Genomic DNA, 15650 nt, shown 5'->3' on the forward strand with positions numbered 1-15650 from the left:
CATAGCGACGATTTATTCCGGCCTCAACCTTCAGAAGGAAGGGACCAAAGCGGCGCGAGATCGCAAGGGAAGCCGAGGACATGGGCACCACAGGTCTCGTGCAACCGCGAACGGGACAGGTTGCCCGCAACGCCCATCGAAACCCTGTTCGGATCCCCCAAAGACGAAACCTCTAGGGCCAAGCATCCGCAAGGGCCACGCGTGCCCGAGGGGCGAGGTGACTCTGAAGCCTGGGCGCTGCCCGTCTTGCGCGAGGCCACGCGCCCGAGGGCCGAGACAAACAACCAGACCTAACCTGCCGCCCCTTCCACGCGGGCGCGGGCCATCTGAAGGGCCTGGGTCAGGGCCAGGGACATCGACCGAGGATCGGCCTTGCCGGTTCCGGCGATGTCAAAGGCCGTGCCGTGGTCGGGCGAGCTGCGCACGAAGGGCAGGCCGAGGGTGATGTTCACCCCCTCTTCCAGACCCATGTATTTCACCGGAATCAGCCCCTGATCGTGGTACTGCGCCACCACCACGTCGAACTGCCCCTTGCGGGCCTGCATAAAGATCGTGTCGCCGGGCCAGGGGCCGCTGACCTCGATCCCCTCGGCGCGGGCGGCGGCGATGGCGGGGGCGATCACCTCGATCTCTTCGCGCCCGAAAAGGCCCCCCTCGCCCGCATGGGGGTTCAGCCCCGCCACGGCGATCCGCGGGTGGGCGATGCCGAAGGCGCGGCAGCCCTCATGGGCCAGGCGAATGGCCCGCAGGTTGGCGTCGTAATCTGCCAGGGCCACGGCGTCACGCAAGGAGACATGGATGGTCACCAGCACCGTGCGGATCTCGGCATTGGCCAGCATCATGGCCACCTCGACCCCGCCCGCGTGATGGGCCAGCATTTCGGTATGACCCGGGAAGGGCACCCCGGCGGCGGCCAGCGCCTCTTTGTGGATCGGCGCGGTGACCAGGCCCGAGGCGCGGCCCGCCAGACACAGATCAATGCCCGCGCGGATCGCGTCATAGGCCGCCTGGCCCGCCGCCGCCGATATCGCGCCATAGGGCGCGGGCGCGGCATCTGGCGCGCCGGTCTCGATCAGGCGCAGGGCGCGCGGGCTCTCGAGCAGCTCCGAAGGGTCGGCGACGGTTTGCAGATTCCAGTCGCCCCCCAGCAGGGTCAGCCCCCGCGCGGCCACCGCGCGTTGCCCCAGCAGGACGCCCGCCTCGGTCCCGGCCTCGGCCAGGGCCTTCAGCGCAATTTCAGGGCCGATCCCTGCCGGGTCGCCCAGGGTGATGGCCAATGGTGTCATGATCCGCTCCTTCCGTCCCGGGCGACGCCCTGCCGCCGGGGGGCTTCGGGGCGGAGCATACCGCGCTGCCCGCCAGCGAAAAGGGCAAAAGCCCGTGCGGACCAGCCGACCCGGCACCGGCGGATCCAGGGCATTTGAACGAAATGCCCCATGCTTTTCCCTGGGCGCCGGATCCGGGCAGGCTAGGCTTGGTCCCGATGAAGGAAAGGGGCCGATGATGCCCGACACGGGATCGCAAGACGATGACGATATGGGCCGGGGTCCAGACGCAACGTCCGGGGCTGGGGCGCCGCTTGGACCCGAAGGGTCAGAGAGCGCGACCAACCCCCTGCACGCCGGGCGCGCGCAGCTGTTCGACCTGCTGCGCGAACAGGGCGCACCGCCCGCAAGCCGCCCCGCCGACGCGCCCGAGGTGACGGCGGTCTCCGACTTTTTGCGCGCGCAGATGGCGCGCCCGACCGACAGGGGCGACAAGAGCCGCAGGCTCTTGCGCTGGCTGCTGCGGGGCTGAACCGGGAGCTCTCCCATCCCGGAGGTCGTGGCAAAGACACCTCCTCGCAAAGAGCGCTGAACCACGGGTGATGCGCACCATCGGGTCAGTCATCCAACTGCACCCGCGTGCTGTGGGATCCTTTCCTCCATGTCCCTGTGCAGATAACCATTTCCAAGGCGGACAGGGGGGGGAGACAACGGACGGGGATCTGTACGAAGTGAGACGAAATGGAGTTCGTGGGGCACGAGCTGCATTCTCCGGGGATCCGGCGGCGCCCTGAGTGGCTGAGACAGACAGGCGCCCCCAGGGTCCAAAGCGGGCAATCGGGACCTAACCGCGCGTCCCCCTGGACAAGGAGCTGGCGCCAGAAACTCGGAAGCTCAAGGCTCAAGGCTCAAGGCTCAAGGCTCAAGGCTCAAGGCTCAAGGCTCAAGGCTCAAGGCTCAAGGCTCAAGGCTCAAGGCTCAAGGCTCAAGGCTCAAGGCTCAAGAAAAGGCGCGAAACCTGAAGGACTAGTCGAGGGGCAAAAGCCGGAAAACCCGAACCAGTCGGCCCCCGCCCGGCCGGGCGCAAGGGCCAAGGCACTGCGCCCGTCCGCCGAAGATCACCCCAGCGGGCCGGCCTCGGGGTCTTCGTCCGCCTCCGCCTCCACCGGCGCGCCGCCCCGATACCCGGTGGCCACGACGAATTTCTCGGAACTGTCGGACCGCGACGAGGGCGGCTTCATGTGATGGACCTTGGTGAACTTGCGCTTCAAGAGCTGCTGCAAATCCCCCTCGGCGCCGCCCGCCAGCACCTTGGCCACGAAGGTCCCGCCGGGGGCCAGCACGTCGAAGGCCAGATAGGCGGCGGCCTCGCACAGCGCGATGATCCGCAGGTGGTCGGTCTGCTTGTGCCCGGACGAGGCGGCGGCCATGTCCGACATCACCACATCGGCCTCGCCGCCCAGCCATTCCTTCACCTGGTCATCGGCCCCGTCGCTCATGAAATCCAGCTGATGGATCTCGGCGCCGGGGATCGGGTCGACCTCTTGCAGATCGACGCCCAGGATCGTGCCCACGGCCTTGCCGCGCTTCTCGCCCAGGGCATTGACCCGCGGCACCGCCACCTGGATCCAGCCACCGGGGGCACAGCCCAGATCGACCACCCGCGCGCCGGGCACGAGAAAGCGGAACTTGTCATCCAGCTCCATGATCTTGAAGGCGGCGCGGCCGCGATAGCCTTCGGCCCGGGCCCGCGCCACATAAGGGTCGTTCAGCTGCCGCTGCAACCAGCGGGTCGACGACAGCTTGCGGCCGCGCGCGGTCTTCACCTTCACGGTCAGATCCCGCTGGCCACGCCCCGATGTATTCTTGCCGGTCGGTTTCTTGGCCACGGCCCACCTCTTCTCATTGCCAAAAATATCCCGGGGGGAATCGCGGCCTGCCGCGACGGGGGGCAGCGCCCCCCTTCCCCCTTCGCAGGGAAGTTCCGCTTAGAATAGCAAAACCGCCCCGCTGTCAAAGGGGGCGGTTTCGGCCTTGGTCACCAGGGCCTCAGAAAGGCCCGTCCTCCAGCACGCCATCGGCGCTCATCTGGGCATAGAGCAGCCCCTCGCGCAGGCCCCGGTCGGCCACGCTCAGCCGGTCTGTGGGCCAGCAGCGCAGCAGCGCCTGCAAGATCGCGGCCCCCGACATGATCAGCGCCTGCCGGTCCTGACCGATGCGCGGATCGCGCCGGCGCCCCTCGGGGCCAGCCTCCAGATAGCCGCGGATCACCCGGTCGATCTGGTCGCTGGTCATGCGCAGCCCGTCCACCTTGGTCCGGTCATAGCGCTTCAGCCCCAGATGGCTGGCCGCCACCGTAGTGACGGTGCCCGAGGTGCCGATGATCTGGAACCCCTCGCGGGCCTGTTCGTCCTTGTAGGGAGCGAACTCGGCCAGGCTCTCCTCGAAGAACCAGGACATCAGCGCGAAACGCGCGCTGTCATCCTCGACATCGCGAAACTGGTCGCGCAGGGTCGCCACGCCCAGAGGGACCGAGATCCAGTCCACCACCTTGGCGGCCGGGAACGGGCTTTCGGGCGGGTGAAACCCCGCGTGCAGCCGCATGATCGCCTTCGGCCGGTCACGCTGCGGCACCGAGGTCAGGTCGATCCAGACAAGCTCCGTCGAGCCGCCGCCGATGTCCACCACCAGCAGTTGCTCGGTCCGGGTCGAGACCAGCGGCGCGCAGGAAATGACCGCCAGACGGGCCTCTTCCTCGGGCTCTATGATCTCAAGCTTCAGACCGGTTTCCCGCCGCACCTGGTGGATGAAGTTCTTCGCATTGCAGGCCCGCCGACAGGCTTCGGTGGCCACCAGGCGCATATGCGTCACCTTGTGGCGCTGAAGCTTCTGCTTGCAGATCCGCATGGCCTGCACCGTGCGCGCCATGGAAGAGCGCGACAGCCGACCAGAGCGTTCGAGCCCGGAGCCGAGCTGAACGGATTTCGAAAAACTGTCGACCACATGGAATTGAGAACCCTTGGGCTGGGCGATCAACATGCGACAGCTATTTGTGCCCAGGTCCAGCGCAGCATAGAGCTCCGCCGGGTCTGGGGCGTTGGATGCGGGGCCTTCGACCGGTTTCGGGAATGCGCCCGCACCTTTGGGACGCCTGGGCGCCATCTTTGCGCCCTCCTATATCGTGTTGAGAATGAAGGTAGTGCTTTGGCCCCCGGCGCGCAAGATGCTTGCTCACCCGGCCGTGATCACGCCGTGGGGTCGGGACCGGGACGCGCGCGTCGCCGGACAGCAGAAAAACAAGGCGCCGCAATCATCTATGCGCTTGCGCACAGCCAGCGCTCACATTTCATTGATGCGCGCTTCAGCGCACGCCCCCTTGGGTCGATCCGCACAGCGGCACGCCCGGGCGCGCCGCCCCGGGGCTGCGGCCCGACCGGGCGAAGGCGCCGCCCTCGACCTGGTCCCGACCCGTCCAGGCGGGCGCAGAGGTCGCATTCCCGCGCTTGCAGGTCGCGCCCCGGCAGGCCCGCCCCCGCGCCTCTGGCAGAGTTGAGGGATCACAGGGAGGGCCCCCATGCCGCAGCTTACCATCCTCTACTGGCGCGACATGCCGGCCCAGGTTCTGGTCGGGCGCGGCCGCCGCGCCGCCAAGGCGCCCCTGCCCGAACGCTTCGAGCAGGCCATCGACCGCGCCGCCATGGCCACCGGCCTGACCGGCACCGACGCCTATCTGGCCGCCTGGCGCAAGGGCGAGCCGGTCGAGGTCGAAGGCGATCCACAACAGGTCGCAGATGACGCAATCGCCCGGCTCGACGCCGAATACGATCAGGACAGACTCAAGACCCTTATCGCCAACGGCGGCCACGCGCCCGCCTGATGCCAACCCCGGGGCGCCGCGCCGCCCCCAATGCGGAGCTGCCCATGGCCCTCCTTCCCTTCCGTCGCAAAGAGGCCCCCGGCCCCTCGGGCGATCTCTCCGCCATTCTGTCGGGCTATTCGATCGAGGTGATGCCCCGCACCGCCGCCAAGATCGACGATTTCAAGGCGCTGCTGCCTGCGGGCACCCGGGTCTATATCGCCCATATCGAAGGTACCCCGATTGACGAGATGGTGGCCACCGCTGCCCGTCTGGCCGATGACGGTTTCGACGTCATGCCGCATTTCCCGGCCCGCATCATCGCTGATGCCCGGGTGCTGGAAGACTGGATCGCCCGCTACCAGGCCGAGGCCGGGGTGACCCAGGCGCTGCTGCTGGCCGGTGGCGTGGCCAAGCCCCATGGCGACTTCCACTGTTCCATGCAGCTGCTGGAAACCGGCCTCTTCGACCGCGCGGGTTTCACCAGGCTGCATGTGGCGGGCCACCCCGAGGGCAATCTGGACATCGACCCCGACGGCTCGGACCGCGCGGTGATGGAGGCGCTGCGCTGGAAACAGGCCTTTGCCGAACGGACCGACGCACAGATGGCCATGGCGACGCAGTTCGCCTTCGACGCCGCCCCGGTGCTGGCCTGGTCGCGGCGCCTGCGCGACGAGGGGATCACCCTGCCCGTCCACCTGGGCATCGCCGGTCCGGCCAAGTTGCAGACCCTGATCAAGTTCGCCGTGGCCTGCGGTGTCGGCCCCTCGCTGAAGGTGCTGCAAAAGCGCGCGCTGGACGTGACCAAGCTGATGCTGCCCTACGAGCCGGTCGAGATCCTGTCGGATCTCTCGGCCACCGCCGACCTGGGGCTGATCGAACAGATCCACATCTTCCCGCTGGGCGGCATCCGTGCCTCGGCCGACTTCGCCGCCCGCCACGGCGCAGGCCAGCAGGCCCCCGTCCAGGCCGAGGCCTGACCTCTTTCCGGGCCGTTTCGGCGGCCCGGCCAGCCAAGACAGACGTGTTCTCGCGTGCTTTTCAAAGGGGGATCTCATGACCCGCACGACACTGGAATCGGCCACCAAGACGGTCACCATCGGCTTTGACGAGCCCTTCTGCGTGATCGGAGAGCGCATCAACCCCACGGGCCGCAAGAAACTGGCGGCCGAGCTGGAGGCGGGCGATTTCTCGACCGTCGAGAAGGACGCGCTGGAACAGGTCGCCTGCGGCGCGGCGGTGCTCGATATCAACGCGGGCGTGGTCTACAACTCGAACCCCAACCCGAACGAGACCGAACCGCCGCTGATGCGCGACATCGTCACCCTGGTGCAGGGGCTGGTCGATGTGCCGCTGTGCATCGACAGTTCGGTCCCCGCCGCGCTGGAGGCCGGTCTGGCCGCCGCCAAGGGCCGCCCGCTGGTGAACTCGGTCACCGGCGAAGAGGACCGGCTCGAACTGGTGCTGCCGCTGATCAAGAAATACAACGTGCCGGTGGTGGCGATCTCGAACGACGATACCGGCATTTCCGAGGATCCCGAGGTGCGCTTTGCCGTCGCCAAGAAGATCGTCGAACGCGCCGCCGATTACGGCATCCCGGCCCATGACATCGTGGTCGATCCGCTGGTCATGCCCGTGGGCGCCATGGCCACCGCCGGGCGCCAGGTGTTCGAGCTGGTCCGCAAGCTGCGCGACGAGCTGGGGGTGAACACCACCTGCGGCGCCTCCAACATCTCTTTCGGCCTGCCGCATCGCCACGGGGTCAACGCCGCCTTCCTGCCCATGGCCATTGCCTCGGGCATGACCTCGGCGATCATGAACCCGGTGCGCCAGGTCGAGATGGAGGCGGTGAAGGCCGCCAACCTGCTGATGAATGCCGACCCGAACGGCGGCGAGTGGATCCGGTTTTCGCGCGTCGTCGATGCGGTGGCCGAGGGGGCAACCTTCGCCGAGGCCGCCCAGGCCAGCGCCAGTGCCGGTTCCGGCCGGGGCGCCCGCCGACGTCGCCGGGGCTGACCCCCACACCCCGCTTCGAGGCCCCTCCGGCGCGCTCCCTCCGCGCCCGGGCGCGTGCCCCTCGCGCCCTGCCCCGCACCGGTTCCCTCCGGGCGGGGCTTTTCATTTAAGTCTATTTTTCAGCGACTTCTTCCTGCACCAGCCGCCGCAATCGCGGCCGGGCCCGGAAAAAGCGCGGCAAAGCCAGCACCGCGTAACTTCGTCTTAACGGGGCCAGCCCTATCACCATCGTGACGCAATGGAACGATGGGAGAACGGCATGGAAACGCTCCGCCTTGTGACCCGCGGCAGGTGGCCATGACTGAGCCGCTGGTCCTGCAACCGAAACTGGATCTGCCCGCCGCCGCCCCGCTGGCGGAGGAACTGCGCGCGCGGCTGGACGGGGATGTGGTCCTTGACGGCGCCCAGGTCACCCAGGTCGGCGCCCTGTGCCTTCAGGTGCTGCTGTCGGCGGCCACCTCGCTGCGGGCCAAGGGGCACGCGCTGTCGTTGACCAATGTCAGCGACAAGGTGATCGAACAGCTGGCGCAGATGGGGTTCTCGCCCGAAAGCCTGGCGGAGGGGCGCGGATGACCATGAAAGTCCTCGCGGTGGATGACAGCCGCACGATGCGGGACATGATCCGCATGGCGCTGATGCCCGCCGGGATCGACGTGCACCTTGCCGAAGACGGTGTGCACGGGATCGAGGTGCTGGCGGGGCTGGGCCCCGACGCCATCATCACCGACATCAACATGCCGCGGATGGATGGCTTCGGCTTCATCGACGCCGTTCGCGAACAGGACGAACACCGCGCGACGCCGATCCTAGTGCTGACCACCGAAAGCGCGCCCGAGCTGAAGATGCGCGCCAGAGAGGCCGGGGCCACGGGCTGGATCGTCAAACCCTTCGACCCCGCGAAACTCGTCAAGGCCCTTCAAATGGTCGCCGGATAAGAGGAGGGCCAGCTATGTCCGATCAGAACGACCCGATGGCGGAAATCCGCGCCTCCTTCTTCATCGAATGTGAAGAGCTGCTGGAGGCCTTGCAGGATGGCCTGCAAGAGATGGACGAAGCCGAAGACGGCGAAGGCGATTCCGAGACGATCAACGTCGTCTTCCGCGCTGTCCATTCGATCAAGGGCGGCGCCGGGGCCTTCGGGCTGGAGGCGCTGGTGCGCTTTGCCCACCGCTACGAGACCGTTCTGGACGAGGTGCGCAACGGCAGCCTGCATCCCGACAGCGACGCGATGAAGCTGTTCTTCCTGGCCGCCGACCACCTGTCGGACCTGGTGCGCGCCTGCCGGGACGAGACCCCCATCCCCGAGGAAACCAGCGAAGAGCTTTTGACCCGGCTGGATGCCCTGCTGGGCGACGAGGGCGGCGCCGAAGAGGTGGAACCGGAGGATTTCCAGCCCATGGGGCTGAGCCTGTCGCTGGACCTGCCCGACCTCGACGCGCCCACGGCCAACCGCTATCTGATCCGCTTCAAGCCCGAGCAAGAGCTTTTCGCCACCGGCAACGAGCCCTTGATGCTGCTGCGCAATCTCTGTGACCTGGGCACCTCCTCGGTCACCTGCAACCTGGCCGAGCTGCCCCCGCTGGAGGATCTGGCGCCCGAGACGCCCTATATCGAATGGCATATCGCGCTTGAGACCGAGGCGGCAGAGCCCGAGATCCGCGATATCTTCGAATTCGTCGATGGACTGTGCGAGATCGAGATCACCGCCGAGGGCGGCACAGCTGCCTCCGAGACGGAAGAGGACGAAGACGCCCCCGAAGCCGAAGAGGCGCCCGCCGACGAGGCGGAGGAGGCAGAGGGCGACGAGACGCCCTCCGCCCCGCCCGAGCAGGCCACGCCTGCCGCAGCCGGCCCCCCGGCCCCGCCGCGCAAGCCCGGCGACAAGGAGGCGGCGAAGGACGGCGGCGAGCCGCGCAAGGGCGGACAGGCGGCGGCCAAATCCGTGGTGCGGGTCGATCTGGAACGCATCGAACGGCTGGTCAATCTGGTGGGCGAGCTGGTGATCAATCAGGCCATGCTAAGCCAAAGCCTGGACGAGGCCGGCCTGTCGCCCCATTCCGACGCGATGAACGGGTTGGAGGAATTCCAACGCCTGACCCGCGACATCCAGGACAGCGTGATGATGATCCGCGCCCAGCCGGTGAAGTCGCTGTTCCAGCGCATGTCGCGCATCGTGCGCGAGGCCTCGGCGGCGGTCGACAAGGACGTGCGCCTGGTCACCGAAGGCGAAGGCACCGAGGTCGACAAGACGGTCATCGAACGCCTCTCCGATCCGCTGACCCATATGATCCGTAACGCCGTGGACCACGGGTTGGAAAGCGCCGCCGACCGCGAAAGCGCGGGCAAATCCCGGGCCGGAACGGTGACCCTGACCGCCGCCCACCGCTCGGGCCGGGTGATCATCGAGGTGGCCGATGACGGCGCCGGGATCAACCGAAAACGCGTGCAGGAGATCGCCGTCAACAAGGGGCTGATCCCGCCCGAGACGCAGCTGACCGACAGCGAGATCGACAACCTGCTGTTCCTGCCCGGCTTCTCGACCGCCAAGACCGTGTCGAACCTTTCGGGGCGCGGCGTGGGCATGGATGTGGTGAAAACCGCGATCCAGGGGCTGGGGGGACGGATCTCGATCACCTCGGAACCGGGCAAGGGCACGACCTTCTCGATCAGCCTGCCGCTGACCCTGGCGGTGCTGGACGGGATGGTGGTCAATGTCGCGGGCGAGACGCTGGTGCTGCCGCTGAACGTGGTGGTGGAAACCCTGTCGCTGGGCCCCGACGACGTGCAGATGCTGCGCCCCGGCCATTACGTGGTGCGGGTGCGCGGCGGCTTCGTGCCGCTTTACGATCTGGGGGTCATGCTGGGTTACCGCCATCAGCGCAAGACCGGCGAAGGGGCCATCGTGCTGTTGATCGTGCTGGAGGACAGCACCCGCGCCGCCCTGGTGATCGACGGCATCCAAGACCAGCGCCAGGTGGTGATCAAGGGTCTGGACGACAGTTTCTACCGTGCCCCCGGCATCGCCGCGGCAACGATCCTGGGGGATGGACAGATCGCGCTGATCCTCGACCCGGCGGATGTGATTGCCGGGATGGGGCATATGCGCGGTGCCGATCTCATGCTTTCGGAAAGGATGATCGTCAATGAGTGAACAGGGCCAAAACAACGACCTGGAACTGCTGACCTTCCGGGTCGCGGATCAGGAATATTCGCTGGACATCATGTCGGTACGCGAGATCCGCGGCTGGACCCGCACGACGCCGATGCCCCATGCCCCCGACTACATGCGCGGCGTGATCAACCTGCGCGGGACGGTCCTGCCGGTGATGGACCTGGCGCGACGGCTGAACCTGCCCAGCCAGGAAACCAATGATCGTAACGTGATCATCGTGGTCAACCTGAACGGCACCCTGACCGGGCTGCTGGTGGATGCGGTGTCGGACATCGTCGCCATCACCGAGGATGACTTGCAACCGCCGCCGGATATCTCGTCGGATCCGCATATGTCCGTTGTCCGCTCTCTCACCGTCATCGACGACCGCATGATCCGCGTTCTGGATCTGCGCGCCGTCGTGCCGGTTTCCAGTGACGAGGTCGCATGACGCGCGGCGCCTCCGATACTGCGGCGCTGGCGATGGACAGCAAGTCCTTCGCCGCCATCGCCGAAATGGCCAAGAAAGAGGCCGGGCTGGTCCTGCCGGAAGGCAAGATGACCATGGTGCAATCGCGCCTGCGCAAGCGGCTGATGGCCACCGGCCAGCCGGATTACGAAAGCTATTGCCGCTTCGTGGCCTCTGCCGCGGGCGACGAAGAGCGGCGCCAGATGATCTCGGCGCTGACCACCAATGTCTCGCATTTCTTCCGGGAGTCGCATCACTTCGACATCCTGCGCGACAAGGTGCTACCGGTGCTGCAACAAAAGGCCCGCAATGGGCAGCGGATCCGGATCTGGTCGGCGGGTTGCTCCTCGGGGCAGGAACCCTATTCGATCTCGATGTGCCTGCACCATGCGGCCCCCGACCTGTTCAGCCACGACCTGTTGATCCTGGGGACCGATATCGACCCGGCCATCCTGGAGAAGGCCCAGGCGGCGACCTATTCCGACCAGCAGGTCAGCGGCATCCCCAGCGAGATGCGCAGCAGCTACCTGGTGAAGGAGAGCGCCGCCGGCCAATACCGGGTCAGCGATCAGATCCGGCGTATCGTGCGCTTTCGCGAGCTGAACCTGCTGCGCGACTGGCCGATGAAGGGCCAGTTCGACGTCATCTTCTGCCGCAACGTGGTGATCTATTTCGATGCGCCCACCCAGGCCTCCCTTTGGCCGCGCTTCCGTCAGCGGCTGGATCCGGGCGGGTGGATCTTCCTTGGCCATTCCGAACGCATTTCGGATTCGGCCATGAGCCTTTTTGAACCCAACGGGATGACGGCCTACCGGGCGGCCGCCTCCGCGACACGCTAAGCCGGGAAGGAATGCTTGAATGGCGCTGCGAGATCAGATCAGAATCATGGTTGTGGACGATATGTCGACCAGCCGCGGGCTTATCACCCAGGCGCTGGATGCTTTCGGCATCACCAATGTCGCCAGCACCTCTGACGGGCCCTCGGCATTGAAGACGCTCGAGACGAAACCGGTGCATCTGGTGATCTCGGACTTCAACATGCCGGGCATGGACGGGCTGCAACTGCTGCAACATCTGCGCGGCGGGGCCAAGACCAAGGGGGTCGGCTTCATCCTGATCACCGGCAAGGCGGACAAGGCGATCATCGACAAGGGCAAGCAGCTGGGGATGAACAACTTCCTGAAGAAGCCCTTCGAACCCAATGATCTGCGGGCCTGTATCGAGGCAGTCGTTGGGCGTCTCTGATGCAACCGGAGTCGCCAAGCCCCCCGGAGGAGGCCACCGGTCTGCATATCGACATCGACGCCCCGGAACTGGCCGAGATCCTGGCGGGACAGGTTGCGGGGCTGCGGGGGCTGACCACGGGTCTGGAAGAGGCCCTGTCGGCGGCCTTGTGCACCTGCAAACCGCTGAGCGAGGATGCCTTCCTGACGCTTCAGCGGATCGACTACATGCGCCAGTCGCTGAAGGACATTGAAGGGATTTTGCTGCGTTTCGGCCCGGCGCTAGACTGGGTCGAAGGGCACCGGCTGACCCATGCCGCCTTGCGGGACACGGTGGATATGAACGAGTCGATCACGCCGATCCTAAAGGCATCGAAATCCCGCAGCGGCACCCAGACCGAGGAGGCGCCGCCCAGCCATGGCGCAGGCGATCTCGACCTGTGGTGAGGGTTGGCCCTCTGTGGTGAGGTCAGGCCCCGGTGGTGAGGACCGCCCCGGGCACCTCGCCCTGTCACGCCGAACTGTGGCAGGCTCAACAGCGCCCGGACCGGGCCAGGGCACACACAACAGACCTCCGCCTCCGTCGCACCGCATCGCGCTGTGGCGCGCGCAGCAGTCTTGGGCCGGGGGCCGACGGCGGGTCGCCGCCCCGCTTGGTAGCCGTCAAAGCCGCCAAGCCAATAGCAACGGCAACGGCAACGGCAACGGCAACGGCAACGGCAACGGCAACGGCAACGGCAACGGCAACGGCAACGGCAACGGCAACACGCCTCAATGGCGGGCGCAAGCCACAAGATGGCCGCGGGGCCCTTCGCGCGTTTGTAGCTCGGGCCCGTAGAGGACACCTCTGCCAGATAGCGACCGACCAGACACCGGTCACCGGCTATGGCGCAAGACGGCCCCGACGCCTGGGCGCGAGGGCGACCGGCCCGTGCCTCCCGTGGCGCGCCAGGGGCCCCGGGGCGTAAACATCTGCGCAAAGGCCTGAAACAGCGGGCCCGGAAACAGAACGCATCCTCGACAAACCCGCGTCAGTCGGGCTACACCCGCTGGGTGTTGCCGTGCTGGACGGGGCCCTTGCCGCCCCCTCGGGCCCGGCAATCCGCAGTTCAGGGCCATGTCTACCGGGGGGGGACAACCAGAATGATGCGCCGCGAATATTTGGAACAGCTGACCAACGCGCCTTCGATCGAGGCGCTGTGGGATCTGCATTGTCGGCGCATGGCAGACTATGGGTTCGACCGGCTGCTTTACGGCTTCACCCGCTACCGCACCGCAACCTCACTGGGCGACCCCGAGGATTTCGTCATCCTGACCAACCATTCTGCCGCCTATCGCGACGCCTTCCTGGGCAAGGGCCTGTATTTCCACGCCCCGATGGTCCGCTGGGCGCTGGACAACGAAGGCGCCTGTTCCTGGCGGATCCTGGGCGAGATGACCGCCTCGGGCACCCTGACAGAAAGCGAGCGCAAGGTGATCGAGTTCAACCGCTCGATGGGGGTCACCGCGGGCTATTCGATCTCTTTCAAGAGCATCTCGCCGCGCACCAAGGGCGCCATCGCCCTGACTGCCCGCCCGGACATGAGCCAGGATGAGGTGGACGCGGTCTGGGCCGAACATGGTCGCGATATCGTGATCATCAACAATGTCGCCCACCTGAAGATCCTGACCCTGCCCTATTCCGGCCCGGCGCGAGAGCTGACCCGGCGCCAGCGCGAGGCCCTGCAATGGGTCGGCGACGGCAAAACCACGCAGGATATCGCCCTGTTGATGGGCCTGACCACCGCCACGGTGGAAAAGCATCTGCGCCTGGCGCGCGAGAATCTGAACGTGGAAACCACCGCCCAGGCGGTGTTGAAGGCCGCATTCCTTAATCAGATGTTTATCCTGGACGCTTGACGCCGCTTGGCATCTTCCGGCAAAGGTATGGAAAACCAGCCTTTTAACCCGATTCAGCTAAGTCTCTGGGAATAGGTAAGGTTTCCCTTACTTCCGATTGGTTGGTAAAAATCGCATTCTCGAGATGTTCCGTGAGTGGTGGCTTTGAGCCATGGAGCATCCGACCCGCATCCCTGTAATTCCAGGGCCCTGCGGGTTGGCCGGGAAACCGGAGCCGGTTGGGGGGCGTATTGATCCGCCCTCCCATCCGGCATTCTGGCGGGGATCTCGTGCCATCCCCTTTGACGAGCACCTGCCAATTCGCGGTGCCGGTCGCTGTCCCGATCGGCACCGCCTCTCTGTCTTTGCGCGCCTTTCGGACCCCTGGATCAGGGCGCCGCAGAGAAGCCGCGACCGATGCCGCGCCAGGCCAGGGCGGTCATCACCGCCACCCCCACCCCGGCGAAGACGAAGGGCAGCATCAGCGCCTGGGCGCGCGGCAGGATGTCCGCCCCCAGATCCACCAGCAGGCCCGAGACCAGCAGCCCCACGGGCATCATCCCCCAGGAGGCCATGCGGTAGAGGGAATTGACCCGTCCGCGCATCTCGTCGGGCACCGCGCGCTGGCGGTAGGAGATCGACACGGTGTCCCACAGCAGACCCAGAAAGGAAAACCCCGCCAGACAGAGGGCCAGCCCGACCGCGCCCCCGGTCAGGGGAATCGCCAGATAGGCCAGCACGATCAGCGCCGAGGACATCTGCGCCAGCCGCGCCCCGCCGACCCGGGCGATCAGCGGCGCGGCGATCAGCCCGGCCAGCAACCCGCCGCCCGCCCCCGCCGACAGGGCCAGGCCATAGGCCCGCGCACCCAGGCCCAGAACCTCTTGCGCGAACAGCACCAGACCGACCACGACCATCTGGTGCAAGCCGTTGAAAACCCCGGTGAAGATCGCCAGCATCCGCAGGGTCGGCTGGGCCAGAAGGAAGCCCGAGGCCTCGGTGAACTCCTGCCGCCAGTGGCGCCGGGCCCCGCGCGTGGCGCGCTGCTGCACCACCAGCCCGGCCACCAGCCCCGCCGCCAGCAGATAGGCGGCGGCGTTCAGCACGAAGGGCAAGGGCAGGAAGGCGGCGATCAGGAAGGCGCCAAGCGCCGGGCCCGCCAGGGTATTGCCCAGGATCTCGACCGTGGCGAACCGCGCATTGGCGGCCTCCAGCCGGGTGCGGTCGACCAGCGAGGGCAACAGGGTCTGAGCGGCGGTATCGCGGAACACCTCGGCCACGCCGATGACCACCGCGCAGGCGGCCAGGGCAAGGAACAGCCCCGGCGCCGACACCCCCTCGTCCGGGGGCGGGGCCAGCGGCAGGGCCTGCCACAGCACCAGGGCCGCCACCGCAAAGGCCAGGGCGCGGGCCAGATCCATGGCCAGCACCAGCGCCTTGCGGCTGACCCGGTCGGTGACCAGCCCGGCGGGAATGGCAAAGAGGAACCAGGGCAGCCGCAGCGCCACGGGCATCAGCGAGATCAGGAAGGGATCGCGAGTCAGCCGGGTGGCCAGCCAGGTCCAGACCAGGGTCGCCACCCCGTCGCCCAGGTTGGTCAGCCCGCCCGCCGCCAGGAAGCGCCAAAAGGCGCTGGTCTGCCTGTCCTGCTGCATCCCCGGTTCCTTCTGCCTGCCCGTGCCCTGCTGCCCGGTGCCAAGCTAGACCCTCAAGCCCGGTTCAGTACAAGCGGATAACTATGTTGCCTGCCAAGGCCTTGCACAGATGCCCCTGCCCCGACAGCGGGGCGCAT

The 15650-nt window shown here is 67.0% G+C and carries 16 protein-coding genes; 12 read left to right on the forward strand and 4 right to left on the reverse strand.

Going from position 1 to position 15650, the window contains the following annotated elements:
- Nucleotides 1-290: 290 nt before the first annotated feature.
- Nucleotides 291-1286, reverse strand: coding sequence for a 4-hydroxythreonine-4-phosphate dehydrogenase PdxA (pdxA, locus tag ACRARE_RS09330; RefSeq protein ID WP_432656155.1), 996 nt, complete (start codon nt 1284-1286; stop codon nt 291-293).
- 214 nt (nt 1287-1500) lie between these two features.
- Between pdxA and ACRARE_RS09335 the strand changes: the two genes are divergently transcribed.
- Complete coding sequence (locus tag ACRARE_RS09335; protein WP_432656156.1) at nt 1501-1797, forward strand: hypothetical protein; 297 nt, start codon at nt 1501-1503, stop codon at nt 1795-1797.
- A 586-nt stretch (nt 1798-2383) separates the two neighbouring features.
- Here ACRARE_RS09335 and ACRARE_RS09340 read toward each other — a convergent pair.
- Together ACRARE_RS09340 and ACRARE_RS09345 are read right to left on the reverse strand one after the other, a co-directional pair.
- On the reverse strand, nt 2384-3154 hold the full coding sequence (locus ACRARE_RS09340) for an RlmE family RNA methyltransferase (protein WP_432656157.1): 771 nt from the start codon (nt 3152-3154) through the stop codon (nt 2384-2386).
- 160 nt (nt 3155-3314) lie between these two features.
- The gene (locus tag ACRARE_RS09345) at nt 3315-4427 is read right to left on the reverse strand and encodes a Ppx/GppA phosphatase family protein (protein WP_432656158.1); all 1113 of its coding nucleotides are present in this window, start codon (nt 4425-4427) and stop codon (nt 3315-3317) included.
- A 412-nt stretch (nt 4428-4839) separates the two neighbouring features.
- Between ACRARE_RS09345 and ACRARE_RS09350 the strand changes: the two genes are divergently transcribed.
- From ACRARE_RS09350 to ACRARE_RS09400, 11 genes are all read left to right on the forward strand, one after another.
- Nucleotides 4840-5142: a virulence factor gene (locus tag ACRARE_RS09350; RefSeq protein WP_432656159.1), complete on the forward strand. Its 303-nt coding sequence runs from the start codon at nt 4840-4842 to the stop codon at nt 5140-5142.
- Nucleotides 5143-5186: 44 nt separating this feature from the next.
- Nucleotides 5187-6101, forward strand: coding sequence for a methylenetetrahydrofolate reductase (locus ACRARE_RS09355; RefSeq protein WP_432656160.1), 915 nt, complete (start codon nt 5187-5189; stop codon nt 6099-6101).
- 76 nt (nt 6102-6177) lie between these two features.
- Nucleotides 6178-7137 carry a methyltetrahydrofolate cobalamin methyltransferase gene (locus ACRARE_RS09360; protein WP_432656161.1) on the forward strand — a complete coding sequence of 320 codons (960 nt, stop codon included), beginning with the start codon at nt 6178-6180 and terminating at the stop codon, nt 7135-7137.
- Nucleotides 7138-7434: 297 nt separating this feature from the next.
- Nucleotides 7435-7710 carry an STAS domain-containing protein gene (locus tag ACRARE_RS09365; RefSeq protein ID WP_432656162.1) on the forward strand — a complete coding sequence of 92 codons (276 nt, stop codon included), beginning with the start codon at nt 7435-7437 and terminating at the stop codon, nt 7708-7710.
- A complete protein-coding gene (locus ACRARE_RS09370; RefSeq protein ID WP_432656163.1) occupies nt 7707-8072 on the forward strand; it encodes a response regulator in 366 nt (121 codons plus the stop codon). Before ACRARE_RS09365 ends, ACRARE_RS09370 begins: the two co-directional genes overlap by 4 nt.
- Before the next feature lie 14 nt (nt 8073-8086).
- A complete protein-coding gene (locus ACRARE_RS09375; RefSeq protein ID WP_432656164.1) occupies nt 8087-10288 on the forward strand; it encodes a chemotaxis protein CheA in 2202 nt (733 codons plus the stop codon).
- Nucleotides 10281-10739: a chemotaxis protein CheW gene (locus ACRARE_RS09380; RefSeq protein ID WP_432656165.1), complete on the forward strand. Its 459-nt coding sequence runs from the start codon at nt 10281-10283 to the stop codon at nt 10737-10739. Before ACRARE_RS09375 ends, ACRARE_RS09380 begins: the two co-directional genes overlap by 8 nt.
- Nucleotides 10736-11596: a CheR family methyltransferase gene (locus ACRARE_RS09385; RefSeq protein WP_432656166.1), complete on the forward strand. Its 861-nt coding sequence runs from the start codon at nt 10736-10738 to the stop codon at nt 11594-11596. Before ACRARE_RS09380 ends, ACRARE_RS09385 begins: the two co-directional genes overlap by 4 nt.
- A 19-nt stretch (nt 11597-11615) precedes the next feature.
- Nucleotides 11616-12002 carry a response regulator gene (locus ACRARE_RS09390; RefSeq protein WP_432656167.1) on the forward strand — a complete coding sequence of 129 codons (387 nt, stop codon included), beginning with the start codon at nt 11616-11618 and terminating at the stop codon, nt 12000-12002.
- A complete protein-coding gene (locus ACRARE_RS09395; protein WP_432656168.1) occupies nt 12002-12427 on the forward strand; it encodes a hypothetical protein in 426 nt (141 codons plus the stop codon). Before ACRARE_RS09390 ends, ACRARE_RS09395 begins: the two co-directional genes overlap by 1 nt.
- 696 nt (nt 12428-13123) lie before the next feature.
- A complete protein-coding gene (locus ACRARE_RS09400) occupies nt 13124-13879 on the forward strand; it encodes a LuxR family transcriptional regulator (RefSeq protein ID WP_432656169.1) in 756 nt (251 codons plus the stop codon).
- Between the two features lie 368 nt (nt 13880-14247).
- On the opposite strand, the gene ACRARE_RS09405 is transcribed toward ACRARE_RS09400, so the two are convergent.
- Complete coding sequence (locus ACRARE_RS09405) at nt 14248-15513, reverse strand: MFS transporter (protein WP_432656170.1); 1266 nt, start codon at nt 15511-15513, stop codon at nt 14248-14250.
- Between the last annotated feature and the right edge of the window lie 137 nt (nt 15514-15650).

The sequence above is a fragment of the Pseudooceanicola aquaeponti genome (assembly GCF_050897975.1).
Taxonomy (GTDB): domain Bacteria; phylum Pseudomonadota; class Alphaproteobacteria; order Rhodobacterales; family Rhodobacteraceae; genus Pseudooceanicola.